The 26,470-nt window shown below is 53.6% G+C and carries 35 protein-coding genes and 2 pseudogenes; 31 read left to right on the forward strand and 6 right to left on the reverse strand.

Annotated elements, in window-relative coordinates; genetic code table 11:
• The first annotated feature begins 117 nt into the window (after positions 1-117).
• The 15 genes and pseudogenes from ACZ5Q2_RS17195 to ACZ5Q2_RS17265 all read left to right on the forward strand — a co-directional run.
• Positions 118-459 carry a hypothetical protein gene (locus tag ACZ5Q2_RS17195; RefSeq protein WP_061334043.1) on the forward strand — a complete coding sequence of 114 codons (342 nt, stop codon included), beginning with the start codon at positions 118-120 and terminating at the stop codon, positions 457-459.
• A gap of 125 nt (positions 460-584) precedes the next feature.
• On the forward strand, positions 585-869 hold the full coding sequence (locus ACZ5Q2_RS17200; protein ID WP_230714368.1) for a hypothetical protein: 285 nt from the start codon (positions 585-587) through the stop codon (positions 867-869).
• 117 nt (positions 870-986) lie between these two features.
• Positions 987-1,397 (forward strand): immunity 70 family protein, encoded by a 411-nt coding sequence (locus ACZ5Q2_RS17205; protein WP_061334055.1) that lies wholly within the window; start codon positions 987-989, stop codon positions 1,395-1,397.
• A gap of 516 nt (positions 1,398-1,913) precedes the next feature.
• Entirely contained in the window at positions 1,914-2,276 is a 363-nt protein-coding gene (locus ACZ5Q2_RS17210; RefSeq protein WP_230714367.1) for a cupin domain-containing protein, read from the forward strand.
• A gap of 93 nt (positions 2,277-2,369) precedes the next feature.
• The gene (locus tag ACZ5Q2_RS17215) at positions 2,370-2,780 is read left to right on the forward strand and encodes a hypothetical protein (RefSeq protein WP_230714366.1); all 411 of its coding nucleotides are present in this window, start codon (positions 2,370-2,372) and stop codon (positions 2,778-2,780) included.
• Positions 2,781-2,906: 126 nt separating this feature from the next.
• The gene (locus tag ACZ5Q2_RS17220) at positions 2,907-3,155 is read left to right on the forward strand and encodes a hypothetical protein (protein ID WP_432210636.1); all 249 of its coding nucleotides are present in this window, start codon (positions 2,907-2,909) and stop codon (positions 3,153-3,155) included.
• A 67-nt stretch (positions 3,156-3,222) separates the two neighbouring features.
• Positions 3,223-3,597 carry an IS66-like element accessory protein TnpA gene (gene tnpA / locus ACZ5Q2_RS17225; RefSeq protein ID WP_061333259.1) on the forward strand — a complete coding sequence of 125 codons (375 nt, stop codon included), beginning with the start codon at positions 3,223-3,225 and terminating at the stop codon, positions 3,595-3,597.
• Positions 3,594-3,929, forward strand: coding sequence for an IS66 family insertion sequence element accessory protein TnpB (tnpB, locus tag ACZ5Q2_RS17230; protein WP_061333258.1), 336 nt, complete (start codon positions 3,594-3,596; stop codon positions 3,927-3,929). Before tnpA ends, tnpB begins: the two co-directional genes overlap by 4 nt.
• Before the next feature lie 75 nt (positions 3,930-4,004).
• Positions 4,005-5,570, forward strand: coding sequence for an IS66 family transposase (tnpC, locus tag ACZ5Q2_RS17235; RefSeq protein ID WP_230715981.1), 1,566 nt, complete (start codon positions 4,005-4,007; stop codon positions 5,568-5,570).
• The gene (locus tag ACZ5Q2_RS17240) at positions 5,570-5,800 is read left to right on the forward strand and encodes a T6SS immunity protein Tdi1 domain-containing protein (protein ID WP_432210635.1); all 231 of its coding nucleotides are present in this window, start codon (positions 5,570-5,572) and stop codon (positions 5,798-5,800) included. Before tnpC ends, ACZ5Q2_RS17240 begins: the two co-directional genes overlap by 1 nt.
• Before the next feature lie 493 nt (positions 5,801-6,293).
• Positions 6,294-7,028: a hypothetical protein gene (locus tag ACZ5Q2_RS17245; protein WP_061331653.1), complete on the forward strand. Its 735-nt coding sequence runs from the start codon at positions 6,294-6,296 to the stop codon at positions 7,026-7,028.
• 473 nt (positions 7,029-7,501) lie between these two features.
• On the forward strand, positions 7,502-8,056 hold the full coding sequence (locus ACZ5Q2_RS17250) for a DUF4352 domain-containing protein (RefSeq protein WP_230715995.1): 555 nt from the start codon (positions 7,502-7,504) through the stop codon (positions 8,054-8,056).
• A complete protein-coding gene (locus ACZ5Q2_RS17255; RefSeq protein WP_432210634.1) occupies positions 8,031-8,585 on the forward strand; it encodes a hypothetical protein in 555 nt (184 codons plus the stop codon). Before ACZ5Q2_RS17250 ends, ACZ5Q2_RS17255 begins: the two co-directional genes overlap by 26 nt.
• 340 nt (positions 8,586-8,925) lie before the next feature.
• A complete protein-coding gene (locus ACZ5Q2_RS17260) occupies positions 8,926-9,297 on the forward strand; it encodes a transposase (RefSeq protein ID WP_432210633.1) in 372 nt (123 codons plus the stop codon).
• A pseudogene (locus tag ACZ5Q2_RS17265) lies at positions 9,186-10,004 on the forward strand (IS3 family transposase); the annotation flags it as partial. The gene ACZ5Q2_RS17260 and the pseudogene ACZ5Q2_RS17265, both read left to right, overlap by 112 nt.
• 36 nt (positions 10,005-10,040) lie before the next feature.
• Here ACZ5Q2_RS17265 and ACZ5Q2_RS17270 read toward each other — a convergent pair.
• Positions 10,041-11,069, reverse strand: a complete 1,029-nt coding sequence (locus ACZ5Q2_RS17270; protein WP_054645368.1) for an IS630 family transposase — start codon at positions 11,067-11,069, stop codon at positions 10,041-10,043.
• A gap of 89 nt (positions 11,070-11,158) precedes the next feature.
• On the opposite strand from ACZ5Q2_RS17270, the gene ACZ5Q2_RS17275 reads away from it, so the two are divergent.
• The 3 genes from ACZ5Q2_RS17275 to ACZ5Q2_RS17285 all read left to right on the forward strand — a co-directional run bounded on the left by ACZ5Q2_RS17275 (position 11,159) and on the right by ACZ5Q2_RS17285 (position 12,274).
• Positions 11,159-11,239, forward strand: coding sequence for a hypothetical protein (locus ACZ5Q2_RS17275; protein WP_464597180.1), 81 nt, complete (start codon positions 11,159-11,161; stop codon positions 11,237-11,239).
• A 108-nt stretch (positions 11,240-11,347) separates the two neighbouring features.
• The gene (locus ACZ5Q2_RS17280) at positions 11,348-11,689 is read left to right on the forward strand and encodes a hypothetical protein (protein WP_061334043.1); all 342 of its coding nucleotides are present in this window, start codon (positions 11,348-11,350) and stop codon (positions 11,687-11,689) included.
• Between the two features lie 123 nt (positions 11,690-11,812).
• On the forward strand, positions 11,813-12,274 hold the full coding sequence (locus tag ACZ5Q2_RS17285) for a GNAT family N-acetyltransferase (protein WP_061334041.1): 462 nt from the start codon (positions 11,813-11,815) through the stop codon (positions 12,272-12,274).
• A gap of 78 nt (positions 12,275-12,352) precedes the next feature.
• Here ACZ5Q2_RS17285 and vapC read toward each other — a convergent pair whose 3' ends face one another.
• Entirely contained in the window at positions 12,353-12,754 is a 402-nt protein-coding gene (gene vapC, locus ACZ5Q2_RS17290; protein ID WP_061334040.1) for a type II toxin-antitoxin system VapC family toxin, read from the reverse strand.
• A complete protein-coding gene (locus ACZ5Q2_RS17295; RefSeq protein WP_061334038.1) occupies positions 12,751-12,945 on the reverse strand; it encodes a type II toxin-antitoxin system VapB family antitoxin in 195 nt (64 codons plus the stop codon). The genes vapC and ACZ5Q2_RS17295 overlap by 4 nt, the downstream gene beginning before the upstream one ends.
• A 147-nt stretch (positions 12,946-13,092) precedes the next feature.
• Here ACZ5Q2_RS17295 and ACZ5Q2_RS17300 point away from each other — a divergent pair, with 147 nt between their 5' ends.
• On the forward strand, positions 13,093-13,698 hold the full coding sequence (locus ACZ5Q2_RS17300; RefSeq protein ID WP_061334036.1) for a DUF6338 family protein: 606 nt from the start codon (positions 13,093-13,095) through the stop codon (positions 13,696-13,698).
• A complete protein-coding gene (locus tag ACZ5Q2_RS17305; RefSeq protein WP_156471803.1) occupies positions 13,691-13,834 on the forward strand; it encodes a hypothetical protein in 144 nt (47 codons plus the stop codon). Before ACZ5Q2_RS17300 ends, ACZ5Q2_RS17305 begins: the two co-directional genes overlap by 8 nt.
• 132 nt (positions 13,835-13,966) lie before the next feature.
• On the opposite strand, the gene ACZ5Q2_RS17310 is transcribed toward ACZ5Q2_RS17305, so the two are convergent.
• Positions 13,967-15,099, reverse strand: a protein-coding gene (locus ACZ5Q2_RS17310; RefSeq protein WP_156471801.1) for an IS3 family transposase whose coding sequence is annotated in 2 segments (ribosomal slippage) — positions 13,967-14,829 and positions 14,829-15,099 — 1,134 coding nt in all. Because the reading frame shifts where the segments join, the coding sequence is not laid out codon by codon here.
• 132 nt (positions 15,100-15,231) lie between these two features.
• Here ACZ5Q2_RS17310 and ACZ5Q2_RS17315 point away from each other — a divergent pair.
• From ACZ5Q2_RS17315 to ACZ5Q2_RS17355, 9 genes and pseudogenes are all read left to right on the forward strand, one after another.
• Positions 15,232-15,579 (forward strand): DUF3024 domain-containing protein, encoded by a 348-nt coding sequence (locus ACZ5Q2_RS17315; protein ID WP_061333984.1) that lies wholly within the window; start codon positions 15,232-15,234, stop codon positions 15,577-15,579.
• 474 nt (positions 15,580-16,053) lie between these two features.
• The gene (locus ACZ5Q2_RS17320) at positions 16,054-16,452 is read left to right on the forward strand and encodes an ankyrin repeat domain-containing protein (RefSeq protein ID WP_061333986.1); all 399 of its coding nucleotides are present in this window, start codon (positions 16,054-16,056) and stop codon (positions 16,450-16,452) included.
• Between the two features lie 137 nt (positions 16,453-16,589).
• Entirely contained in the window at positions 16,590-18,161 is a 1,572-nt protein-coding gene (locus ACZ5Q2_RS17325) for a transposase (protein ID WP_061333987.1), read from the forward strand.
• 219 nt (positions 18,162-18,380) lie between these two features.
• Positions 18,381-18,755, forward strand: a complete 375-nt coding sequence (locus ACZ5Q2_RS17330; protein WP_061333989.1) for a hypothetical protein — start codon at positions 18,381-18,383, stop codon at positions 18,753-18,755.
• A 117-nt stretch (positions 18,756-18,872) separates the two neighbouring features.
• Positions 18,873-19,187: a hypothetical protein gene (locus ACZ5Q2_RS17335; RefSeq protein ID WP_041335042.1), complete on the forward strand. Its 315-nt coding sequence runs from the start codon at positions 18,873-18,875 to the stop codon at positions 19,185-19,187.
• A gap of 509 nt (positions 19,188-19,696) precedes the next feature.
• On the forward strand, positions 19,697-21,025 hold the full coding sequence (gene ltrA, locus ACZ5Q2_RS17340; RefSeq protein ID WP_432210632.1) for a group II intron reverse transcriptase/maturase: 1,329 nt from the start codon (positions 19,697-19,699) through the stop codon (positions 21,023-21,025).
• A 293-nt stretch (positions 21,026-21,318) separates the two neighbouring features.
• Positions 21,319-21,621 (forward strand): CopG family antitoxin, encoded by a 303-nt coding sequence (locus ACZ5Q2_RS17345; RefSeq protein WP_061333528.1) that lies wholly within the window; start codon positions 21,319-21,321, stop codon positions 21,619-21,621.
• 284 nt (positions 21,622-21,905) lie between these two features.
• On the forward strand, positions 21,906-22,640 hold the full coding sequence (locus tag ACZ5Q2_RS17350) for a sporulation protein (protein ID WP_227510283.1): 735 nt from the start codon (positions 21,906-21,908) through the stop codon (positions 22,638-22,640).
• A gap of 67 nt (positions 22,641-22,707) precedes the next feature.
• Positions 22,708-22,863: pseudogene (locus ACZ5Q2_RS17355) on the forward strand (aspartate/glutamate racemase); the annotation flags it as partial.
• Between the two features lie 8 nt (positions 22,864-22,871).
• On the opposite strand, the gene ACZ5Q2_RS17360 reads toward ACZ5Q2_RS17355, so the two are convergent.
• Together ACZ5Q2_RS17360 and ACZ5Q2_RS17365 are read right to left on the reverse strand one after the other, a co-directional pair.
• A complete protein-coding gene (locus ACZ5Q2_RS17360) occupies positions 22,872-24,149 on the reverse strand; it encodes an MFS transporter (RefSeq protein ID WP_432210631.1) in 1,278 nt (425 codons plus the stop codon).
• Positions 24,150-24,186: 37 nt separating this feature from the next.
• Positions 24,187-25,077, reverse strand: coding sequence for a LysR family transcriptional regulator (locus ACZ5Q2_RS17365; RefSeq protein ID WP_432210630.1), 891 nt, complete (start codon positions 25,075-25,077; stop codon positions 24,187-24,189).
• A gap of 109 nt (positions 25,078-25,186) precedes the next feature.
• Between ACZ5Q2_RS17365 and ACZ5Q2_RS17370 the strand changes: the two genes are divergently transcribed.
• Both ACZ5Q2_RS17370 and ACZ5Q2_RS17375 read left to right on the forward strand, forming a co-directional pair.
• A complete protein-coding gene (locus ACZ5Q2_RS17370; RefSeq protein WP_058092349.1) occupies positions 25,187-25,627 on the forward strand; it encodes a DoxX family protein in 441 nt (146 codons plus the stop codon).
• A gap of 37 nt (positions 25,628-25,664) precedes the next feature.
• On the forward strand, positions 25,665-26,429 hold the full coding sequence (locus tag ACZ5Q2_RS17375; protein ID WP_342632046.1) for a dioxygenase family protein: 765 nt from the start codon (positions 25,665-25,667) through the stop codon (positions 26,427-26,429).
• Positions 26,430-26,470 lie beyond the last annotated feature (41 nt).

Genomic DNA, 26,470 nt, shown 5'->3' on the forward strand with positions numbered 1-26,470 from the left:
TGAATATAGAAATCACGAGAATCGGCCAGTTGAAGGCCGCGATAAAAATTACAGGAATCAGGCGCTGGGAATGACTCGGAATCGGGTTTTTCTACGGCCTCGTTAGAGTTTTAAAAAATGGAAGAAATTGGAAGTTTGATAGGGAAGATTTTGCTCGTCGGAATCACTTTAATGGATGATGAAGAGCAGCTTATTGGCCAAGTGCAAGTATATGGTCCTATCACCCACGTAGATGGGAGCGGTATTATCATAAAGAGAAATGGCAGCGGAACCGAGTTCTACTTGCCTCCCGATTTCTCGAATATCCTGCCAGCGGATGAGGGCGAGTATCGTCTCAGGTCGACTGGAGAAGTTGTTGTCGACCCCGACTACCTCTCGAGCTGGACGGTTCGAGGGGCCAAGCCTGGGTCACTCGAAGAGTATTCCAACAATGGATTTCCGGGTTTTGAGCCTGAATGACTCTAACTATACATTCCAGTTCGTTCCGGCCCTGAAGGGCCTCCACCGGACGGCCTTTTCTCCGCTTCGCTACGCAAAGGCCGCCGCTGAATATCGGCGTTATACGGAAGTAGGTTCGAGACAAAGTGCTTAAAGCTCGAAAAGTGATTTCAGCGTTAATTCTGGTCGGTTCAGCCGGTCTGGCTCTGTTTGGCTGGTTTAGTGAACAGGCGGAGATGTTTTATCTTGCTGGTTTCGTTGGGCTTATTTTGTTCTCGGGTATCTGGCCGTGGGCAAGTAGCAAGGGCGGGAAACAAAAGCCTGATTTGGCAAGTTCTGCTTCGGAACTCCCCATTGGCGACTGCCGGTCACGTATGAATCGCGGCTCACCCGGGTCTTCAAACGATGGCTCAGGTATCGAAATTGAGTAACGTATAACCAGTGCATTAAATACGTTCCGGCCCGAAGGGCCTCCACCGGACGGCTTTTTCTCCGCTTCGCTACAAAAAAGCCGCCGTTTATGCAGGCGTTAGCCAATAGGAGAAGTCATGGCAGTAGGGATTACGGTAGGATCAATTACCGCTGAAATTGGTGCCGGAAGTTTTGTTCACTCATTTTTTTCTACAGTCACCATTCACTGTGAACCACATGGTTGGGGCAGTCGATACCCCCATTTAATGAACGAGCTTTATCAAGGCTATCTGCCCCACTCCCATGCAGCTGCAGCGCTCGAAGAGCTTCGTGACGCAAAGGCGGTGCTCGATAGGATTCCACCTTCAGATGTTGTGTGGGACATAGAAAACCGAGATGCTCAACCGCCATGGGGTACCAGCATATCCCCTGATATCACGAGTCTTGGTAATTACTTTGTCTCTAGCACTGGTCGGGATTTGTTTGCGTTACTAGAAGAGGTCTTGCAGTTATCAGTAGATAAGCAGAAGGACGCGAAACTTGGCTAACAAATCATTCAAGTTCGCTACCGGCCTCGCGGCCGTCCGCCGGACGCCTACTACGCTGCGCTACGAAGGCGCCGCTTAATATTCAGCGTTATACACAAGGAATGTTCATAGATCATGGCAAGGAATCGCGGCCAAGGTGGGCCGATTGAAACAAGGTTGATCAGCCTTTTTGCATCGCTGTTTTTCTCTATCCCAACGGCAGTGTTCGTTTGGCTCTGGGTCAATTTGGAGTTGGCCGTCTACTGGGATGGATTTCTCAGCAGTCGTTACCTTATTTCCTGCATCGTAGTTTTCGCGGTGTTGGCGTTGCTGCTCCCGAAACTGTTTCCGTCTATTCTCGGGGGTGTCTGGCGCGGTATCGCCAAGGTTTGGCATTGGTGGGGGTGGTAGCCTTATGTATAACCAATCGTTCAAGTTCGCTACCGGCCTGGCGGCCGTCCGCCGGACGCCTACTACGCTGCGCTCCGCAGGCGCCGCTTAACATTCAGCGTTAACTGCAATCGAAAAGGAGTTCACATGAGCTATCAGGCGGTAAACTTTAAAGACAAGCTCGGCCTCTTCAGCGAGCAGTGGTCACCAAAGGTGATCGCCGAGATGAATGACTATCAATTCAAGGTAGTCAAAATCCAGGGTGAATTCGTTTGGCATGACCATAAGGACACGGACGAGACGTTCATAGTACTTGAGGGCAGTCTTAGAATCGATTTCAGAGATGGCCATGTAAATCTTGCTCAGGGCGAAATGTACGTGATACCAAAGGGGACCGAACACAAGCCCTATGCGGAGCAAGAAGCAAAAGTATTGCTCATTGAGCCAAGGGGAGTCGTGAATACCGGAGCCGAGGGCGGTAGCCGGACGGCAGAAGATGCTTGGATCTAAAGCAGTTAACAAAACGCGTCACACGGATGTCCTTTACGCCGCTTTGCTCTGTAAAGGCCACCGGTGCGCTCTGCGTTAGGCATTGAGGGAGTAATGGACTTCGAAACGTACAAAAAGATTCACGACGTGCTTATGCAGGAGCACGAAGCGAAGTACGATTCCTTTACTCGCTTGATGCTTGGCCTTTCCGTCACTCTGGTCAGCCTGATTGTTGGTCTCCGTAGTGGTGACGCCGGTGGGCTGAGCTTCTTGTTGAAATCAGGACTGGTTCTTCATTCTGTTTCTATACTCTTCGGGATATGGCTACAGTTCATTGTAATGGCCAAGCCCATTAGTGATCTCAAAAGGGCGTATAAGCTGGCTGAAGAGGTGCGGAATGGCGAGCGCGAAAATCCCGCTTGGTTCAGCCGGAATCCGGACCAGAAGCAGGTGTTTTGCTTCTATGCGCAGATCAGCACTTTTGTTATCGCTTTTTTGATCGTTGTGTTGAGCATCGTTCTGTAGAAAAGCCTAACAAATAGTTCCAGTTCGTTGCGGGCCTGATGGCCCTCCACCGGACAGCCTTGTCTCCGCTTCGCTCTGCCAAGGCTGCCGCTGAACAACGGCGTTATGGGGCAGGATGATTCGAGCATGGAGTTTTTGAAGAAGCCCAGCGAAGAGGAAGTCGAAACACTGCTGCCTCAATGGTCTTGGTTAGTTCCCTCTGGCGTCACGCCACTATTCCTCAGCGCTTTCGGTGACTGGGTTTTCGGGGATCCAGACGGATCTTTATCCGTGCTTTCTCTGCTCGACGGCAACTATGAAAAGGTAGCGGGCAGTTCAGAAGAATATAATCGGTTAAATAAATCTGCTGAGTGGTGTGACGTAACCGTCCGGTAAACCCATCTTGAGCCAGGCGCTGCGGCCGTCAGGATAGTGTCCACTTATTTTTAAGTGGACACTTAATATGACCAACATAAGCGTAACCAAGCCCTACCAAAAACGTCGTCGTTACTCCAAAGAGCTGAAGGCTCGTATCGTCGCCGAATGCCTGAAGCCCGGAGCGTCTGTTTCCCGGATTTCGCTGGATAATGGCCTCAACGCCAACATGGTCCGGCGCTGGATGAGCGAAGCGCGAAGAGCGGGTAAAACACCGGAAACACCTGGATTCGTTCCGGTCCGTCTGCCAGCCGCAGCGCCTGTGCCGGACACTCCGTCAGTCTCGAGTCAATGTAGCACCATCCGCATCGAAATCCCCCGCGCCGGCGGCACGGTTGTGGTGGAGTGGCCTGCGGAGCAAGCCCATCAGTGTGCGGCTTTGCTTCGGGATCTGTTGGGATGATCCGCATTGACGAGATCTGGCTGGCCACCGAACCGCTGGATATGCGGGCCGGGCCCGACAAGGCCCTGGCGCGGGTTATTCAGGTATTCGGTTCGGCCAAACCCCATTGCGCCTACCTGTTCGCCAACAAGCGAGGCAATCGGATGAAGGTGCTGATCCATGATGGGCTCGGCATCTGGTTGTGTGCCCGCAGGCTGAACCGGGGCAAATTCCACTGGGGCGAAGCCTGGCGTGGTGACCAATTGCGCCTGACCGAAGAACAGTTGTCCGCCCTCGTTCAGGGCCTGCCCTGGCAGCGCATAGGCGCTGAAGGCGTGATCTCTATCCTGTAACCACAAGCCCTGCGGTCTCGCTATAACCAGAACCGCGAATCGCTTGTGGCATACGGGCTTGGCATACTAGGCGGCATGACTCAGCGCCCCGATATCAACCAACTCTCAGCCGATCAGCTCCGCGCTCTGGCGACGGAACTGATGGACTCCCTGGACGCCAAGGATCAAGCCTTGGGCCGGAAGGAGCGGGAGTTGGTGCGCAGGAATGCCGTCATCGAGAAACTGACCCACGAAGTCGCCATCCTCAAACGTCACAAGTTCGCCCGCCGCAGTGAGCAACTCGATGCCGTTCAGGGCAAGCTCCTGGATGAGCTGATCGACAGCGACCTGGCGGCGATCGAAGCCGAGCTGGACCAGGCGATGACTGAGGAGCAGAAGGCTGCCCAGCCCAAGCAGAAGCCTAAGCGCACCCCGCTGCCACCGGAACTGCCCCGTACCCTGATCCACCACGAACCGGACAATACCCACTGCCAATGCGGCTGCCAGCTCAAGCGTATTGGCGAAGACGTCAGTGAGAAGCTGGACTACGTCCCCGGTGAGTTCACGGTGGAACGCCACATCCGGGGCAAGTGGGCCTGCAACCAGTGCGAGACCTTGGTCCAGGCACCGGTACCACCGCAGGTGATCGACAAGGGCATCCCCACCGCCGGCCTGCTGGCTCAGGTGTTGGTGGCCAAGTACGCGGACCATCTGCCTCTGTACCGTCAGGAACGTATCTTCGGCCGTGCTGGCCTGGAAATACCCCGTTCCACACTCGCCGAATGGGTCGGTGCCTGCGGTGTGCAGTTGCAGCCCCTGGTCGATGCACTGAGAAACGCCTTGCTGGAACACAACGTTCTGCACGCCGATGAAACGCCGGTCAGCATGCTGGCTCCGGGCAAGAAGAAAACCCATAAGGCCTACGTCTGGGCCTACTGCACCACACCGTTCTCGGATCTGAAAGCCACCGTTTATGACTTCGCCCCAAGCCGGGCGGGTGAACACGCCCGCACCTTCCTGGGTGACTGGCAGGGCAAGCTGGTCTGTGACGACTACGCCGGCTACAAGGCCGGGTTCGGTAATGGCATCACTGAAATCGGCTGTATGGCCCACGCCCGGCGCAAGTTCTACGACCTGCACGAAGCCAACAAAAGCGAACTGGCAGCCAAAGCATTGGACTACATCGGCGGACTCTACGAGATCGAGCGGGATACCAAAGACCTGCCGCCGGATAAGTGCCGGAAAATCCGACAAACCAGAGCCAAACCACTTGCTGACGCCCTGCATCAATGGATGCTGGCGCATCGCCAGAAAGTACCGGATGGCTCCGGCACCGCCAAAGCGTTGGATTACAGCCTCAAACGTTGGGCAGCGCTGACGCGCTATCTGGACGATGGTTCTGTGCCCATCGACAATAACTGGGTGGAAAACCAGATCCGACCCTGGGCGCTGGGGCGCAGCAACTGGCTGTTCGCGGGATCACTGCGCAGTGGTCAGCGTGCGGCTGCGGTGATGACGCTGATCCAGTCGGCCAAGCTGAACGCGCATGATCCGTATGCCTATCTGAAGGATGTGCTGACCCGACTGCCGACGCAGAAGAACAACGCCATCAACGAGCTATTGCCCCACAACTGGACCCCGGCTATACCTGACAAGGTGTGATGGCCGGACGCTTACGGTGTGACGAGGTCTTTATTGCAAGCTGGTATCCCATAGCTCTGGAGAACGGCCTTGTCCCCAGTGAGGGCGAGTGTATCGGGTGGCAGCTTCATCCGATTCTTGGCGGGGACTTTAGCGTGGAAAACCTTCAAATCTTCAATATGGCTGTGTATCAATCTTTGATGTCTCAGCTACATCTCCGGGTCAAGGGGGGTGGACGTGAACGCCCATAACAAGTCGGTCAACCGGACGCCAAAAGCGTACCGCTTTTGGTTCCCTCCGCTGGCGCTCCGGCGCCGGTTACCTTAGCGTTAGAAGTTCTTCTACATCTGCCCAGAGAAAGGAATGGTTTGTATATGGTTCTATTCACTGCGGTCTGTAACTTGGTGCTACTAATCTTCGCGATATTCATGTGGGTTTCAGCGCCTCGCATTAGTGGTGAAGAGTTTTTGATACTTTCAGGACTTACCCTTCTGCCGTTGATTAATATCTTTACGCTATGGTCAATCCGCAGCCAAGCGTCACCTAGCTTGATTGGCACGTACATCAAGCGCAAACGGCTTGAAGAAGAGCAAAAAATTAGAGAGTTAGAGCAAAGTTCTGGTACTGAATAGGTGGCTTTTCTAACAAGGCAATTAAATTCATTCCGGCCTACGGCCTCCACCGGACGCCCTTGTCAGGGCGCCGTTTATTGCTGGCGTTATTGGCTTCCGCTACTGAGGGAACATGAAGCAACCTGATAACGATTGGCGGATGGATGATTTTGTCACTCTTGCTAAAGACTGGCGCTCGCCTTGGTCTGGCCAGTTAGTTCCGAAAGGTAGTCAGATCACGAAGGTATCTGTTGCTCAGCTAACAAAGAAAAAAATGGTCCGTATTACGCTCCCAAATGCCACCGCACTTTTTTTGAGCGCGTCACGGAGGTCTTGGGAAAGCGCTCGGAGCATAAGAGAGCACTCGAAAATTGACCGTTCCATCAAATCAGAGGTCGCTTTCGATACCACTTCCGATTCATTCGACTACTTAGAGCAAGTGATGGAGTCGATAGTAATGGCCTTCACTGCTCTCGAAGCATTTGTAAATGAGCTAATTCCGGATGATTTTGTTTATCACACGCACAAAAGAAGTGAGATCGTCCTTGAGCGGATGAAAAAATCAGAGATTGAGAGGTTCTTGTCGTTGGACGAGAAGCTTTCGAAAGTCCTTCCAGAGGCGCTGAACGTGGAGTCACCAAAAGGAACGAAGTGCTGGAAAGGATTTGTAAAGCTCAAGCGCGTGCGGGACAGAATCATCCACATGAAGAAAGATGATCGCCGGTCGTCAGGTCCAGATATTCCGACACTATGGCATGAACTTTTCAGAGTTGAGCCACCCTTTCGTCAGGCAAAGGACATTTGCGACTTTTTTGTTCGCAGGCTCAACGTGGCCCCAAGGTGGGTGGATGAGTATCCAAGCAAATAACAAATCGCAGCAGTACGCGGCCGGTGGCCGCCGGACGTCCCTGACGGGCCGCCGCTGTGCTCCGCGTTATAAATTTTGAGAAGGCTTTGTTGGGCAGTAGACGGACAGTGGATAGCTGCTATTAGATTAAGGCCGAGGCAGGGCTTCTGGGGCATATGAGTAAATGGATCAAACTACTACAGCTACTTTTGCCAGCTTTTCTGATCTGCGCAGGAGTACTGCATGCATTGGCAATTTTGGTGGGCTCTGGTCTTGATACTGCTATAAGCCAGTTTGGGTCTCCGTTTATCTTTATCTTTACAGGTCTAGTTCTGGGAGACATCAACAAGCGCCGCAAGGATCTAAACTGAGGTTCCATGTCCCAATTTATAACAAGGCCAGGCACAGCGACGCCTACTACATTGCGGCTTCGCCTCCATTTCGCAGCCGCGCATGCTGGCTGGCGTTACACCAATTAAATGCAGGATTGATTTGTGGAAGTATCCGACAAAATAGCTCTAGGCGCCTTGGCTATTTCTATGGGGTCACTGCTTTTGGCCTTCTTCAGTTATCTTTCTTCGCGCAGAGCATTGAAATTATCGGAACAAGAGGTATCGGAACGTAAACTTCCAATAATCTCGTACCTGATAGACTGCTTTGTTTTTTATAACGGCGATGAAAAGTTCTGCTCGTTTGCAATTTCCTATACAAACCAATCGTCTAGCCCTCGAACGTTTTCTTCCTTAATTCTAGAGGCTGAATTCGTTGATAACGAAGGGGTTTCCGGTAAAGCAATTTCGGAACCCAGTTTGGAGGTAGAACCTCCAGGCCTCTCATATGGGTACAAAAAGCTGGAAATACCAATCAACTTACCTCCCAAGGAAACAGTGACTGGCTGGATTTCATTCAAGCTACCAAAAGGTGAAGATCGAGCGTTTCACATAAATTCGTACAGGGTTGTTGGCCGGTCTCCGGATGGCGGAGAGGCAGAGCTATATGCTTTTTTGATGAGGTTAGTTAGGAATGAAACGCAAGACGAAGATGGATGATAGTCATTTCGTCCCGATCGTTAGTGACGGGGCGATTGCCACAGGTGGTACTGCAGATGGGCGTGCAATTCCGGTACTGGTTGTGGACTGTGAAAACCATAAAGAAGTGCTCAACCTGGTGCATCTTCATACCGATTCCCCCCCAGGCGATGTTAACTGCACGTGGGGGATAAACAAAAAGTATGCGTTCTTGCTCTTTTCGTTTTCCAAACCTTCAGAGGTGAACTTTGGAGTCAAGTTCGACCTTCAAAGCCAAGCGAACCTCGCCGACGGCATAGTTCAGTCTCAAGGGGTCTATATTCAGCCAAGTGTTTTCGGGAAGCGCGTGGCAGAGGGCTTGGATAGTCCAAAAGTTCTGGTCGAGGTTGCGCCGCGAACCAAGATTCCTGATTGGGATGAAAGGTTAGTCAAAGCTATGACCAAGAAGATGAGAAGTCATGGAATGTCTAGGCGCCAAGCGAAAGAGGCAGCGAAAGACTACTTTCAAAGGACCAGAGAATTGTGGGCCCTGCGCATGGGCAGTGTGTAACAAAACGCGTAAGGCGGACGGCTTTCAGCCGCCGCTTCGCTCTGCGTTATTGGCCCAGGCCTCGGAAGGATTCAGTCGGTAGAGCAGGGAGTTGCTTTCAAGTGTTTACCACCGTCCAGCACTTCTCCCCGCAAATCTCTGCAAAATCCGAAAATTCCGTGTTCTGGTTCCTCACGCTATGGGCCAAGTTCGGTGCAAGCTAGTCAGTACACGGCATTCGGGTTTGGATGCCAGAGATTATCCACGGGGTATCCGGCCACTAACAAGGCGGTCAACCGGACGCTGGACTTCCCCCAGTTCAGTGGACACGCATCGATAACTCCGCAACAGGAGAAGAGCGATGCCAAAGATGCTCTCGGGGAAGAAGACCCAACGCTATAGTGTCGAGTTCAAAGTCAAAGCAGTGGAATGGAGCTACCAGGCGCACCGGAGCGTGAAAGGGGTAGCGGAAGCGCTGGATATTCACCCCTTCATGCTGTCACGCTGGCGAAAGGAATACAGAGAGGGAAAGTTCGCCATGAAACGGGTCAAGAAAGCTCCGGCGGGAGCCAAAGAACTGATGAAGGAGCGGGATGAGATCAATCGCCTGAAACGCCGAGTATCAGAGCTTCAGGAGGAAAACGACATCCTAAAAAAGTTTCAACGTTTTCAGGCCGAGGAACGACGGAAGCGTTCAGATTCGTCTGGAAACACCGGGGAGAACATGGGGTAAAGGCTCTGTGTCGCCACCTGAGCATCTCCCGCTCTGGTTACTATGCCTGGGCAAGCCGGAAGCCCAGTCAGAGAGCCGCTGCGAATGCCGATTTGCTGTTGAAGGTCAGTAGAGTCTACAACGACAGCAAGGGGCGCTACGGCAGTCCCAGGGTGTATCAGGCGCTGCGCCGTGAAGGCGAAGTGGTTGGCGAGAATCGGGTTGCCCGGTTAATGCAGGAATGGGGTATGAAAGCTCGAGTCATGCGCGTATACCGCCGTATGACAAAGCTCAGAGAGGATTTAAAAGCCCTTCCAAATCATCGGCTAGATGCGGATAAGCCGGTTGCTGTAAATCAGCACTGGAGCAGCGATGTCACCTACATCAAGCTGGGAAAGAAGTATGTGTTCCTGGCGGTAGTGCTGGACCTCTACTCACGACGCATCATCAGTTGGCGATTGGGCGAAAACCTGAGTGCAGACTTTACTAAGGCAACCCTAAGGGAAGCTTTTATATCGCGAAAGCCAGCCCCCAATCTGTTGTTCCACACGGATCGTGGCATCGAATATCGCGCTCACAAGACCCAGGCGCTGCTGAATCAGCATCGGGTACGACACAGCATGAACCGACCTGGACAGTGCACGGATAATGCGGAGGTGGAGTCCTTCTTCAAGACGTTGAAGGGAGAATTGCTGCATGCCACCAGCTTCGTGACAATGCGGCAGTTACGGAAACATACTAATTCGAAATAAAGTAAGCGAACATTACCCGGAGATATAAGCCAAATCCGGATGGCCAAAAAACGATTTCAATAGTCGTGGCAATTTTTGCAAACGTCGAAGCTGCCGGTAAACAGTGCTCCGAAGTTGTTCTTTGCTGTTAATGATCTTTTTACCGACGTGATGGTATTTGATATAGCCCCAAACAGACTCGTCAGGATTCAGCTCCGGCGAGTACGGCGGCAGGAAGAACAACCTGAGCTTGCCGTCGAGACTCTCAACATAGTCTCGAACCCGACGAGCATGATGAACCGGGTGGTTATCGAGGATCAGGAAAACCGGCTTGTCAACGTCTTGCACCAGAGCCTTGAGGAAACCAAGAAACGCATCGGTGTTCATGTTGCCCTGAATGGTCTTAAAGCGAAGCTCGCCGCGAGGCGAGATGGCCGAGATCAGATTGATGCTGAAGCGACTGCCCGTATTACGGATGATCGGAGTTTCACCCCTGGGTGCCCAGGTGGTGCCACTGTGATAATCAGACCGAATGCTGGCTTCATCGCCGAAATAGATGGTGGCGCCGACTTTTTTTGCTTCCTTGCGAATTTCCGGGTAGGTCTCTTCTTTCCATTGTTTCACGGCCTCTGGCTTTTGCTGGTAGGCCCGATGCAGGGGTTTCTGAGGCGTCAGCCCCAGGTTTCGAAGCAGACGACCGACCGAGACATCGCTTAACCGGACGTTGAACTTTTGCCGGATGAGCTCACGCACTCGGCCCCGAGTCCACAGGGCAAAATCAAACTTCAACTGGTCCGGCGTAAAGGTCGTTATCCAGATATACAGCTCCCGGATCTGAGCACCGCTCAGTTTCTTGGGACGACCGGAAATCTGCTTGGCCTTGAGCGCGTCAAAGCCACCCTCGCGGTAGGCAGCCAGCCATTCATAGATTCGTGCTCGGCTCATCCCCAGCGCTTTGATGACGACTTCTGGACTCTCGCCATCCATGACCCGTTGAACGGCGCGAACGCGAATGGCTTCTAATGTTTTGTGATCAAGTTTACGACCGTCATCGTGGCGCATGTGTGTAAATATCCGATAAGCTTGGCGAACGGAGCCTACATTATAAATGATGTTCGCTTACTTTCGAACTCATTAGTATATGTAACTATATTGAATGCTTTTATAACAGCCTACGGCTGCACAGTAGCCTTGGTTACCGGACTCCGATAGAGTTCGAGGGAATTAACTGATGGGGCGTGTCCATTTTATTGGGGGAAGTCCACGCCAAAAGCGTACCGCTTTTGGTTCCCTCCGCTACGCTCCGGCGCCGGTTACCTTCAGCGTTAGAGTTTTAAAAAATGGAAGAAATTGGAAGTTTGATAGGGAAGATTTTGCTCGTCGGAATCACTTTAATGGATGATGAAGAGCAGCTTATTGGCCAAGTGCAAGTATATGGTCCTATCACCCACGTAGATGGGAGCGGTATTATCATAAAGAGAAATGGCAGCGGAACCGAGTTCTACTTGCCTCCCGATTTCTCGAATATCCTGCCAGCGGATGAGGGCGAGTATCGTCTCAGGTCGACTGGAGAAGTTGTTGTCGACCCCGACTACCTCTCGAGCTGGACGGTTCGAGGGGCCAAGCCTGGGTCACTCGAAGAGTATTCCAACAATGGATTTCCGGGTTTTGAGCCTGAATGACTCTAACTATACATTCCAGTTCGTTCCGGCCCTGAAGGGCCTCCACCGGACGGCCTTTTCTCCGCTTCGCTACGCAAAGGCCGCCGCTGAATATCGGCGTTAGGCAAGCCTAGAGTCAAACGGATGGAAATACGGATCGACAATCTTAAAGGGAAGGAAATCGCCAACTTCCTGCAGCAGCATATTGAGGACATGAAGGCTGTCTCTCCGCCTGAAAGCAAGCATGCCCTGGATCTACAAGGCTTACAGGTGCCAGAGATAACCTTTTGGACAATCTATGACGATGGAAAGGTTTTAGGGTGTGGCGCACTCAAAGAGGTTGACCCATATCATGGTGAAGTCAAATCCATGAGAGTTTGTGCATCAGCTAGGGGCCAGGGTATCGGATCCAAATTGCTCAGCCACATTGTGGAAGAGGCGAGGAGCAGGAACTATCGGTCTCTCAAGTTGGAAACCGGCTCAATGCCGTTCTTCGATCCGGCCAGAAAGCTTTATTCAAAACACGGGTTTTCCTATTGCGGGCCTTTTGGCTCATATAAAGAAGACCCAAACAGCGTGTTTATGGAGCTACATATCAATGCCTAACAATCACAAGCACGCTCGCACCACTGCGTGGTGCTGGACCTCCGCACGCTGCGCGTGCTCCGGCCCGTGTTGTTGGCGTTATGTTTCTCTCAGGGCCGGCTCAAGTCCAAGATGATCAACAAAGGGGATAAAGTCGCGATCAAGGAACAACAGGGGTAGGTCCTTCTCTATGCAAAATGTCGCGATGATCACATCGGCAGTCTTTCTGATCGTGATGCCCTTTTTACGAAGGGCTCGATAATTGTCGGCGCACTTGGCTGCCATGTCTTTGCCAAACATTTCATATTGTTCCAGCGCCATCAGGCTTTGTTTGGTCTGACGATATTGTTTGTCGCTGCGGATGCCTTGCAGGATTTCCAGAAATATGAGGTCCCCGATAGCGACAGATCCTTGGACTATCGAGGCATCCAACAGGTCAGTATGTGGGTTAGTGACTCCGTTGAAATAGTCGATCCAGACGCTGGTATCCACCAGAATCATCGGGCGCTCCGCATTTCGTCCAGGTCGCCTTCCCACTTGATCTTGCCTCGCAGCTTTCGAATTTCCTGCTGCTTGCTCAACTGGACCAGAAGTTTCAGGCCTTGCTCAACCGCTTCTTTTTTGGTTTCGTAGCCAGAGGCTTTGAGGGCTTCGGCCATCAACTGGTCGTCAATGACAATGTTCGTTCTCATGGAGCACCTATGTGTATAGTTTTAGGTTTCTATACACAATTTAGCACTTCAGGGGAAACATAACAATCGGCTGCACAGCGACCGATTTTACGCCGCTTTGCGGCTCCAAACCGGCGCGTGAGCCGGGCGTTATATCGGGAGTAATCTTTGAATATCTGGGATGAAAGCAAGCTAATAATTTTCATCGCATTCGTGGTTCCAGGTTTCATTGCGATCAAAACCTACGAATTGCTAGCCCCCTCGCGCTATACCGAATCCTCAAAGCAGCTAATTGATGCGGTGTCATACAGCTGCCTTAATTACGCAATACTACTCTGGCCAATTTACTTGATCGAGAGCTGCTCAATTTCCGAGAGCCACCCGAATCTATATATTATTTTTTGGTCTTTCGTTCTATTTGTAGCGCCAATATGTTGGGTTTTTGCGTGGAAGTTTTTGCGCCAGAGGAGTTTTATACAAAACCTCATTCCACATCCCATCCAAAAACCTTGGGACTTTGTTTTTGGCCAGCGTCGGTGTTACTGGATTATAGTTACCCTGAAGGATGGCCAGAAGGTGGCCGGAAAATTTGGTCCAAACTCTTTCGCCTCAAGCGCACCTTCCGAAGAGCAGTTATACCTCGAGGAAGAATGGATATTGAACGAAGACGGTGGGTTTGAAAGGCAAGCTGAACAGTCTGCAGGAGTGATCATACTCTCCTCAGAAATACGTTCTGTTGAGTTCTACCACGGTGGAGAAGATGACGATGAGTGACCCTAAAAAAGGCAATTTCAGAGATGGCTATGTCCCCGAGAAAAAGGGGTGGCAGCCGCAGAAAGAGCCGGCGACAAATGGCCATAAACCAGAGACATCTGAAATGGCTCCGAAGAACCCGCCGAAGAAAAAATAAGATATAACAAATCGCTGTAGTACGCGGCCGATGGCCGCCGGACGCCCTTTTCATTGCGGCTTTGTGAGGTGGACCCATTCAGTTGGACAACCTGATGGTGTCCCTAAGCTATGATCCGGTTGTTTCCCTGGCTCAGGCTGCCAGAGATATGGGTTGCCCGTAGTACACCTCATCGGGCGTTTGGTAATCAAGGGTTTGGTGGTACCGGGTCTGATTGTAATGCCGGAAGTACCGGTGAAGCGCCTGCTTCAAGTGTCGGCCATCCTCAAAGGCAGTGAGGTAGACGCACTCGTGTTTGACGCTGCGCCAGAGCCGTTCCACGAAGATGTTGTCATGGTAGCAGCCCTTGCCGTCCATGCTGATCCGGATGCTATGTTCTTTGAGAACGCTTGTGAAGGCTTCACTGGTGAACTGGACACCCTGATCGGTGTTGAAGATCTCTGGCGTTCCATGGCGCTGTAAGGCCTCCTCCAGGGCATCAATACAGAAATCTGTGTCCATGGTATTGGAGACCCGCCAGGACAACACTTTGCGGCTGTACCAGTCGATGATGGCGACCAGGTACATGAAGCCCCTGGCCAGCGGAATATAGCTGATATCTGTTGCCCACACCTGGTTGGGGCGGTCAATTTTCAGCCCTTTGAGCAGGTACGGATAAACCTTGTGCCCGTCGCCCGGAATGCTGGTTCTGGGGCGTGGATACACCGCCTGAATGCCCATGGTGCGCATCAGGCGCTGAACCCGCTTGCGGTTTATCCGGTGGCCTTGGCGTTCCAGGTGGACACGCCTCTTACGAGAGCCATAGTACGGCGTTTCCAGATGCTGCTGGTCAATCAGGTACATCAGATCCAGATCCTCCTGACACTGTTTACGAGGGACGTAATACACCGACGAGCGGCTCAGTTTGAGCAGCTCGCACTGGCGTACAAGGCTGATTTGGGGATGACCACGCTCGATCATCGCCAATCGGCGTTGACGGCTTACTGATCGAGCTTGCGCGACAAAAAATCGCGTTCAACCGTCAGTCGGCCGATCTCGCGATAGAGTTCGTCAGAACTGGGCTCGTTGGACTGTTTGCCGGACTTTTTCTTGCCTTCGAAGAGGTCCGGGGCATTCTCTAGCAGCTCTCGCTTCCAGGTGCTGACCATGGTCGGGTGGATCTGGAAACGGGCGGCAATTTCGGATGTGGTCTGGTCACCCTTGAGGGCGGCCAGGGCGACTTTGGACTTGAATGATGCGCTGTATTGCTTGCGTTTCTTGCTCATGATTCTCCTCCTTGTGGAGATGATGAATCAGAGCTTAGGCACCTGTCCAAATTTCGGGGTCCACTTCATTGCCTCCATTGCAAGGGCGCCGCTAAGCTCAGCGTTATGTGGGCGTTCCCATTGAGAATCCATATGGCATTCAGTGAGTTTGAAGCAAAGAAAATTGAGCGGGCCGCCTCAGAATTTCTTGAAGCCCGGAGGCCGCCAGTCGAGATCCGGCCCAAGTTAGATCTAGACGTTCGAGTTTCTGGCCAAAGCGTGCAGATTGTCGAGATTCGCCCCCATTTCCGCGAGCCAGCCACGATCATTGAGTCGCCGGTTGCAAAAGCTACCTACGTCAAAAAATCTCAACGCTGGAAAATCTACTGGATGCGTAGCGATTTAAAGTGGCACTCCTACACGCCAGAACCTGAGTCACGCTCCATCGAGGAATTTTTTGCTATCGTAAATGCCGACGAGAATGGCTGTTTCTTCGGGTAGCACATAACCAGTCATTCAAGTTCGTTCCCGGCCTGGCGGCCGTCCACCGGACGCCCTAGTCGGGCGCCGCTTAATATTAGCGTTAGAACGTGAGGTAGCAGTATCAAAACCTGTCCCTATTGCTCTGAAACCCTGCCGTTCTTCAATCTGATCCGTCAGAGGCTCACCCCATCGGAGAACAAGGCAATTGAATGTCCTCACTGCAGATCAACCATTTCGGTGCAGGGGGGAGCCAGTATGTGGGTTTCTCTTGGTGCTGCGCCTATCCCTGGCTACCTGTTGGGGAAGCTATTCGGCGGATTTAGCGTCGAGGTGGTGCTGGTTTCTGTAGTTCTCGGGATTCTAGTTTTTATTTTTTTATCCTATTTCACGGCCCCAATTCGTCATGGGTAGTATTGTTCTAACAAGTCGCGTCACTCGGACGGCCTTGTGAGGCCGCCGGTGCGCTCAGCGTTAAGGCTCCAGGGGGATACCGTGAGTAGAGATAGAGATGGCAGAAATGAACTACTGAACGCCATTTTCAGAAAAGATGTTGATTTGTCCATCGAACTCATTGAATCAGGAAATTTTGACCTCGACGAGCAGGACAACAACGGCTATGCGCCCATTCATGCAGCCGCACAGTATCAGCTTGTTTCCGTCGTAGACCGTCTTCTTCTCTGTGGCGCATCCGTTAACTTGCTGGATGAATGGGGGAATCCGCCCATTCAGAGAGCGCTCGGAAACAAACCGGAAAATGCACTGATCATTAGCAAGTTGTTAGAGGCTGGTGCGGATATCCATATTCAGAACAAAAGTGGAAACTCGGTAGCCACGCACGTAGGCAAATTAAAAAACCATCCGAACTATGAACAACTTCAAAGCTACCTCTAGTTTAGGGTGGCCTTAACAATTACAGGCAAGGGACGCTCCTTACGTCGCGCCCCTGCTGTTGGCGTTGAGGCTGTAGAAAAACCCCGAAATCACCCTGTGTTTTGATAGGATCAGGCAAACGGACAAGGAGTGGTCAGATGCCCCGCTTCAAGCACTACAACTACGACCAGGACACCATGGTCGTCATCAACTACCAGGAACAGCTCCAGCCCGGCACCTTTGAACACGCGGTGCACTACCTGATCGAGCACAAGCTGGACCTGGCGGTGTTTCATCCCAAGTACCGCAACGAAGACACTGGCCGGCTGGCCTACGATCCGGCCATCCTGCTGAAGATCATCCTGTTTGCCTACTCCAAGGGCATCACCTCCAGTCGCGAAATGCAGTGGTGTTGCGAGACCAACATCCTCTTCAAAGCCCTCTCCTGCGATACCGTTCCGCATTTCACCACCCTGGCCAAGTTTGTCAGCAGCCACGCCGATGAGATCGAAGCGCTGTTCGAACAAGTTCTGCTGGTGTGCCACGAAGAAGGTCTGTTGGGTAACGAGCTGTTTGCCATCGACGGCTGCAAAATGTCCTCCAACGCGGCCAAGGAATGGTCCGGCACCTTTAAAGAGCTGGGCGAGAAGCGGGAGAAACTGCGACGACTGATCCGTCATCACCTCAGGGCGCATTACGAGCGGGACGAGGCAGACACCGAGGCCGAACTGGACCGCGACATCCGCCGAGCGAAGACCATTCTGTCGTTGGATGAGGCCGCTAAAAAGATTGATCGTTTCCTAAAGACGAGCCGCCCACGGATGGGCCGGGGGAAACGGAGCAAGGAAGTGAAGAGCAACGTCACCGATAACGAAAGCGCCAAGATGACCACCAGCAAAGGCACGATCCAGGGCTACAATGGGGTCGCCACGGTGGATAAGAAACACCAAATCATCATCGACGCCCAGGCCTTTGGCGAAGGCCAGGAACATCATACCCTGCAACCGGTACTGGAAACCGTCGAAGCCCGTTTCAAGAAACTGGGTATCGCTGACAGCATTTATCAGCAAGGCACCATCGTTACCGCTGACACCGGCTTCGCCAACGAAGCCAATATGAAGTACCTGCACGAACGGCAGATCAATGGCTACGTGCCGGACAACAAATTCCGCAGCCGGGACCCGAAGTTCACAAACCAGAAAGACAAGTACGGCAAGCGGCATCAAAACCTGCCGGACAAGGGTTGGAAAGACATCATTCCGGCCAGTGAATTCCAGTTCGATCCCGTGAACCTGATCTGCGTCTGCCCGACTGACGAAGAGCTTACCTATTGGGGTCAAAGGGAAGCCGAGAATGGCAAGGTCCGAGTTCACTTCGAAGGTCGATTGCTGCAATGTCGCCACTGTCCCAAGAAGCACCAATGCATGCAGAACCCTGCATCCGCTAACCACCGAAATGGGTCTGGCCGACAGGTGTCGTTCACCATTGAGAACAAGCGTCTGCCGAACTACACGGACTGGATGAAGCACCGGGTCGACAGCCAACAGGGCAAAGAGATATACAGCCACCGAATGTCGGTGGTGGAGCCGGTGTTCGGCAACATCGGCACGAACAAACGGCTGAATCGCTTCAGCTTGCGAGGCAAGAAGAAGGTGCAAGGCCAATGGCAGCTATACTGCCTGGTGCACAATATTGAGAAGTTGGCGAATTACGGGCGGTTAGCAGCGTGATGTCGGGATCAGGCGGTTACAAATGTGTCTGCTGGATGTCAGCTATACCGGCACTGACACCGTCAAAAGGACTGAAACTCATGGCTGAACATCGGAACGATGATAATCGGCTAACTGATGGCCGCTAAGAAAATTTTAGGAACCAGGTGCTGGGGAAGGCTCGGAATCGGGTTTTTCTACAGCCTCGTTATGTGATCGCAAGGTACGAGCAGGTGTGTAATGCCAATAGCTGATGACCGATTCAGGCCAGATGAAGAATTGCTAAAAAAGTTCATTGTTGGCTTTTTGAACCCAAAAATTGACGAGCTGGCTTCAGAAGGCGTAGAGCTAGATCCAATTGAGATCATAGTGGTGGAGTCCAGTCGTGAAGAAGTAGTGAAAACAGACGATAGAAAGCGATCGGTTTGCAAAGTTGCTTTCTACAATACGTATACTCCTGATCGATATTTAATTAAGTCTTGCGTTAGGTTACTTGAAAGGCAATCTGATTCAGGTTTTACGGGTTTGAATTTTACTGGTGACATTAAGATGGGTGTGCCAAACATGAAAGGCTGCACTCTCGTTTACAACGAATTAAAGTTTGGCAAGGTGTAGCACATAACAATCGGCAGCACTCGGAGCCAGCTACGGCGCACCAATATGTGGTCGCTGCGCTCTTACCACATATTGGCACACCGCAGCTGGTCCGGTGTGCCGGGCGTTATGCACTAGATGACCATGGAACATTATATTGAGCTCGTGAGGATTGACGGCGATTGGGAGGGTGGTCATCACGGCCAGTATCCTAAAGTATTCGGAGTCAGCCTCGAAAGCGATAAACCATTTGTGGTTACCGAGGGTTCCGGATGGGGGCTAGGCGGGGCGAGCTATACATTGCCCGGATTATTTGAGGGTAACGCAGCATCGATATTTGATCGGGCTGAGTCTTTGGAGCTGTTTCAGATTTTATCATCAGCTTACCATTCCGGTGCAAGTGATGAGGTTTTAGTGTTGGAGTTGATGCAGCGGTATGGTGGGCATGCATAACCAATCGTTCAAGTTCGCTACCGGCCTGGTGGCCGTCCGCCGGACGCCTACTACGCTGCGCTCGTGTGTCATGACGAAAGACTTCAGTCTTTCTTGCTGTACTCAAGATGAGGGAAGGCCCCTCGGTCTCGGTGACCAGACACCGGGATCAAACCGCCCTGTGCGGCTTGCATTAAGAGTGCGGGTCGTGAGCGACATGGGAAAAGGCCGTCAAGAGCGGTCAGGTACGTACCCAAGGAGATGAACGAAAGTGAACCGCCGATAAGGGGTCGAAATGTAGACAGATGTTGTCAGAACCGGGGACCGAGCGTCTCCCCGGGATGAGCTGTGACGTGAGCTGGCACAACGGACACAGCGGCAGCCGGTCTTGAGGCGGCATGACCTGGGTACAGGCTTGAGTATGGAACATGAGAACCTGTCGTCCTGATGTTAAGGGAGAAGCACAAGTGGAGATCCCACGAGGCGAGAGTACCGATGCAGGACACAGGGACGGATTGGCCCGTAGTAGTGTGGAAACACCTGTAATGGGTGTGGAGCGAAGGGGGCAAGTTATCCCGTCGGATCTAGATGGCCAACCGAATTCCGGGAGGAGCCGTCAGGGTCAGGCAAAACCATTTACCATCCCGAAGGCCTTGGTCTATCAGGCCTACAAGCGGGTTCGAGCCAACAAAGGTAGCGCCGGGGTAGATCATCAGAGTCTGGAAGACTTTGATGGTGACCTCAGCAATAACCTTTACAAGCTTTGGAACCGTTTGTCCTCAGGAAGCTATCATCCACCACCGGTTTTGCGCGTGGAGATCGAAAAGGCGGATGGGGCAACCCGTCGTCTCGGCATCCCAACGGTTGCCGACCGCATTGCGCAGATGGTGGTCAAGCTGCTGATTGAACCGGAACTGGAACAACACTTCCACCCGGACTCTTACGGCTACCGCCCGGGAAAGTCAGCGCACGATGCGCTGAAACAGACTCAGGCCCGGTGCTGGAAGAAAGCCTGGGTGCTGGATATGGACATTCAAGGCTTCTTCGACAACATCGACCACAACCTATTAATTAAGGCCGTGGATCGTCATGTGACCGAGGACTGGCAGAAGCTGTACATCCGGCGCTGGCTAAGCGCGCCGGTTCAGTTGGCGGATGGTTCCGTGGAGGAACGCGATCGGGGCACGCCGCAAGGCGGTGTGATCAGTCCCTTACTGGCAAACCTGTTCCTGCACTACGTCTTTGATCGCTGGGTGGAGAAGCGCTGGGGTGGCATCCAGTTCGAACGCTATGCGGACGATATCGTATGCCATTGTTCCAGTGAACGGGAAGCTCAAGCACTGAAATCGGTCCTTGAGGCACGATTCACAGCGTGTGGCTTGACGCTCCATCCCCGCAAGACAAAGATTGTGTATTGTAAGAGCGAGTACAACCGGCGGGACTACCCGGAGATCGCGTTTGATTTTCTGGGTTACACCTTCCGACCGCGGCTGATCCGCAACCGGTTGGGACAAAAGAAAGTCTACTTCACGGCGGCCATCAGCCAGAGTGCAGCGAAAGAGATCCGCAAGCAGATCAACGAGTGGCCCTGGAAATGGTGGCGACAGAAAGAACTCGGGCAGTTCGCTCGATTCTGTCAGTCCCGCCTCCGAGGCTGGATGCAGTACTATAGCCTGTTTGGCCGCAGTTACATTCGGAATGTGCTGTTTCATTTCGATCTGAGGTTGAGCCGGTGGGCATTAGGGAAGTATCGGAAACTCAGAGGTCTGTTACAGGCTGCCCGGAGAGTGAATGGACTGCGTCGGCGACGGCCGGATCTATTTTCGCACTGGGCAGGATCAAGGGCAGTGGTTGGATAACAAGAGCCGTATGAATCGAGAGGTTCACGTACGGTTCTGTGAGAGGCTTTGGGGGTGGTTCCCAGGGCCTACTCGACCGCAGGCGCCGCTTAACATTCAGCGTTAAGTTTTCTAGGAGAGGAGAAATGTCGCAAAAATTACTACTAGGAGCTTTCCTCTTCTGGATTTCGATTCCTGGGGCCTCCTCAAACCCGGGGCGGTTCAGGTGCCGTACGTTGAAAATGATAGCGAAATTTTTCTCAAGACGGTCATCCCCAGTCGCAAGGCCACCAAGAAATTTCTAGGGAGGTAGCATGGCTAAGACCAAATTAGATCCCGAAGAGCAAGAACTGCTGGAGGCTTACGAGTCCGGAGAGTTCGAGTCAGATCTGGATGCCGATCGTCGGGAGTACTTGGCGAAGGCAGCGGAAGAAACGTTCAAGAAGGACAAGCGAATCAATATACGCATCTCCAGTCGAGATCTGGAAGCACTGCAACGTCGAGCCCTGGAAGAGGGACTTCCTTACCAGTCTCTGGTTTCCAGTGTACTGCACAAGTATGTCTCCGGCGGTCTCAAAGACATCTGTGCCAACAAGTCGGGCCAGCGGACGCGCTAAAGCGCGCCACCGCCTTCTGCGTTAGCCAGGAAAGACAGCACGGTAAAAACGATACTTCTTGGAAATGCTGACGCTGGTAATAGCACTCTCGCAAAGAGATTAGTTGCCAAACAGCCAGCCCCTCGCCTTTCTCTTGATGAGGTGCATTTCACAACGGGGCGCAGCGGCGCCCGATCCAAGCTAGCATCACGACTGATGCTCATAATTGTTAGCTGAAACAGAGAAAGCATCGTTTGGCTGTGGCAACCTCTGCGAACGGTGTACTTCAGGGAAGAGTAGTATTTATGTCAGGAGCAGAGTGTCGCGAAACAAGTCCGCAAACAATTTCCGTAAGTCAGCGAAGCCCTGCTCTGGGCTTTAGTGTGTCATACAAAAAAAGCATTCCGATCCCCGGCCTGAAACCAATGTCCCGTGAGGAGCTGGGATATCCGGGAGTTGGCCGTTGGACACGCAGTGCGCAGGCAACAGGATCAAAGATACAGTATCTCATCGGGCTGTTTTTTCTGCTGTTGCCACTGACTGTCTACGCGGTAACGCTGGGCAACTATTTCCATCCTAATCTGTTGTGCGGTCCGTTTTTCGGGATTTGCATGCTTTCCTCTCGACTGAACACCACACGGAAGCTGCTCAAATACGGAACCACATTGCTAAAACTGGATACGGAACCTGAGGTTGGTGGCAACGCTTCAGGAATCATACGTTTTCTGAAGCCTCTGCGGGGAAACCAGTCAGTGGAGGTGAAGCTGGTTTGTTATAAGAAGGACGCAATCGTTAGTAATAATAATTCGTCGCGTGACGCTGAATACTGGAGCATAAAGCAGCAGATTCGGGTGAAGCCCGACGGCAGGGAGCGTGTTGTGCCGTTCAGTTTTGATGTGCCTTCAGGACTGCCCGTTAATGACCTACCATGTTACTACTGGCTACTGGAATTGCGGGGGACGCATGGTCAGAAAAGTCTGTATCGCTCCTGGCGCATGCCGATCGACTCAACCAATAGTGACCGCTCCGAATCGGGCTGAGAGGCCACGCGAAGTGGTGATTCCTTGCTCCCGGACTACCCTAGAAAAGTGCGGGGTATGTGAAGACAAGGTCGCCGCCGGGATTGAACGGGCGATGAGCATTCCCCTGCTTCACATTGCAGACGCCACCGCCAAAGTCCTCAAAGAGAATGGGGTAACCTACGTCCGGCTGCTGGGCACACGATTTACGATGGAACAGACGTTTTACCTTAGTCGTCTTCAGGATCATAGTTAGTTGCCCTCACTCGGTGCTTCGATTTTGACGGCCCGATACGGCTCCCCCTCCTCAGTCTGCAACTGATAATCATAAGCCGCCTGCAAGCCGGTTTCGTCCTCGCCCTGCTCTTCTGCGCTCGGTTCAAGGGAGCGCGGGTAAAGCGGCGACAGCAGTGCCGCCAGTATGCCGATGGCGGCAAACATGGCAAACGCATCCGCATAACTGAACTCGTTCACCAACATACCCACGATGGGCGAGCCGACGGCCTGGCCAAGGGATACCGATATAAAGGGTAACACCGGCCCCACAGACAACCGGCCGGGTAGCAGGCGGATGCCGGTCATCAGGTACAGGCCGGTCAGGCTCATGTAGGCCAGGCCGAATACCAGGGCGGAAAACACCGCAATCACTATATTGCCGGGGCTGGCTGCCAGCAGGGCCAGGCTGGCAGACAGCATCATCAGCATCAGGGCCTGGGTGATGGGTGGGTTGTTGCGATCGGCAAGGTCTGCAACCACGGCACCGCCCAGCCCAGCCAGGCCTACCCCCAGCCACAGCCAACCGGTGGAACCCGATGGCAAGGCACCCACGGTAACCGCCAGGTCCGGCGCAAAAATCCAGTACGCGGCGGACACAAAGCCCATCACAAAGGCGAACAATGAGAGCCGCAGCAGGCGCACCCACTGCAGGGTAGTAATGGCAGGCGGCGGCGCTGCATTCGCCGGCATGACTCGTGAAACCGAGGGGATGAAATACCAGGTTGCCAACACCCCGATCATGGCCAAAACCGCGAAGGAGAAATAGGCATAACGCCAGGCCCCGGCCAGTAACAGAATGGCCGACGCGGCAATCACCACACCCACACTGGTACCGGCGTTCATCACCGAGCTCACGCGCCCATGAAGTGAGCGTTTTACCAGCGCCTGCATGGCGGCGGTCAGTGCAGGCATCATCAGGCCGGTGCAGATACCACAAGCGACTACGCCCAAGCCCAGCGACAAAACGCCCGATGCCTGGCTGATTAACACCAGACCCACCGCACCAAAGCCACCAGACAGCACCGCCGTGTTGCGGGCGCCCAATCGATCAGCCGCCAGCGGCGCGACCAGGGTAGCCAGGATAAAACTGATGAGGGGAAGCGCGCCGATGATGCCGATCATGTCTGGCGAGAGTTCCAGCTCCGCCCGGATCGGCGGCACGAACAAGCCGAAGGCAAAGCGGGCCAGCCCGAAGCTGATGGCTATCAGGGCGGCACCCAGGAGAGCAAACGAGGTACTTGAAGGAAACTTCATGTCACCTCCGGCAGGCTACTGTAAATTTACGGCGGCACTACACAGCGTCTGGCAACGTTGCCACCAGGAAGTCCACCAACGCCCTCACCTTGGGCGTAACAAACTTGCGGGTGGGATAAACCGCATACACCCCCAGCTCGGTAGAGCAGTATTCCGGCAGCAACTCCACCAGCCTGCCCGAGTCCAGATCATCACGCAACAGGAAGCTCGGCTGGTACACCACCCCCTGGTGAGCCACCGCGGCGGCGCAACAGGTGTCACCGTTGTTGGCGTACATCCACGGGCGTACCCGCGTGCTGACCGGCCCCTCCGGCCCCTGAAACTGCCATTCGTTACCGCTGGCCAGGTATCTGTAGGCAATGACCTTGTGGTGCATCAGGTCTTCAGGCGTTTCCGGGGCTCCGTGCGCCCGGATGTATTCGGGCGAGGCGCACACCATCAGCCGGGTGTTGGTGAGGCGACGGCTCACCAGGGTGGAGGTTCGCAGGCTGGCAATACGAATGGCCAGGTCAAACCCTTCTTCAACGATATCCACGATGCGATCAGACAGCTCGATGTTCAGTTCCACATCCGGAAACCGGGCGTGGAACTCACCCCACAGCGGGCCCAGATGTCGAATACCGAAACTCACCGGTGCGTTGATGCGCAGCACCCCTTTGGCCACGCTGGTGCGCGAGGTCAGTTCTGCTTCGGCTTCTTCCACCCCCGCCAGCAGTTCCCGGCAACGAACGTAAAACACCTCCCCTTCCGCTGTCAGGGACAACCGCCGGGTGGTGCGGTGTAGCAGCCGCACGGTAAGGCGCGACTCCAGCTCGTTGATGTAGCGCGATACGGCAGCCTTGGACATACCCATGGTCTCGGAGGCGGCGACAAAACTGCCGGCTTCCACAACGGCGCAGAAGGTCTGCATTTCCAGTAAACGATCCATCCTATTGTTCCATTTTTTGAAACAGTCAATCTATTAAGCGCATATTTATCCCAAAAATAGATCCCCGTAAAGTAGCCCCATACTCAACCACACAGAAGGAAACACGATCATGAACAACGCACTCATCAACAAACTGCTCGATACCAACGCTGGCTGGGGCGCCCTCGCCCTGCGTATTCCGGTGGGTATTATCTTCGCCGCCCACGGTGCCCAGAAGCTGTTCGGCTGGTTCGGAGGCTACGGCCTTGAAGGCACTGGGCAATGGATGGATTCTATTGGTTTAAGCCCGGGCTACCTGATGGCCTTGCTGGCCGGCGGTACGGAGTTCTTCGGCGGTCTGGCGCTGATCATCGGCCTGCTGGTTCGCCCTGCCAGCGCGGCTCTGGCCTTCGCCATGGTGATTGCCATTTTCAGCGTGCACATCCAGAACGGCCTGTTCATGAGCAACAATGGCTACGAATTCGGACTGGCCTTGCTGGCGGCTTCTGTTTCGCTGATGTTCAGCGGTGCCGGGCGCGCATCGGTTGACCGGCTTGTGGCCGCTCGCTAAACGGTACAACGAACTCAACCCAAAGGAGCAACGCGCCATGACCAGTCTGTTCGTATCCCACGGCGCCCCCACCTTTGCACTGGAGCCGGGCCTGGCAGGCCCGGCCCTCACCCGGCTGGGGCAGCAACTTCCACGGCCGGCTGCTGTGCTGGTGGTGTCGCCCCACTGGATGACGCCCGAGGTGCGGGTAGGCCTTGCCGAAACACCGGCAACCATCCACGACTTCAACGGATTCGAACCCGCGCTTTATGAGCTCGAATACCCGGCTCCCGGCCACCCGGCTTTTGCCAGAATGGCGCTTTCTCTCCTTGAGGAAGCGGGCTGGAAGCCCTTCGCCGACGCTCAACGCGGCCTCGACCACGGGGCTTGGGTGCCGTTGCGGCATCTTTACCCGGATGCGTCCGTGCCGGTATTTCAGGTATCCCTGCCGGATTGGCTCGACAGCCACTCTGCCTGGCGCCTGGGCCAGACGCTCGCCCCTTTGCAAAAAGAGGGTGTTCTGATCGTCGGCTCCGGCAGCCTGACCCACAACCTGTATGAGGTCCGCTGGCGCGACGAACAGGCAAGCGAATACGCCCGGGACTTCAGCCACTGGATTCGGGAAGCGGCCATTGCAGGCGATCACGAGCGGCTGGTAAACGCCCTGACCTTGGCTCCCCATGCTCGCCGCGCACACCCCACGGTTGAGCATTTCCTGCCGCTACTGGTTGCCCTTGGAGCTGCTGATTCCAATGCCCCGGCCACGGTTATTGAAGGTGGCATTGAGCACGGGGTGCTTTCGATGGATTCGTTTGTTTTCTGAGGGGCGAGCGTTAATCCCGCCTCGATTCTTTCTGCTACCTT

It is taken from the genome of Marinobacter alkaliphilus (assembly GCF_055394375.1).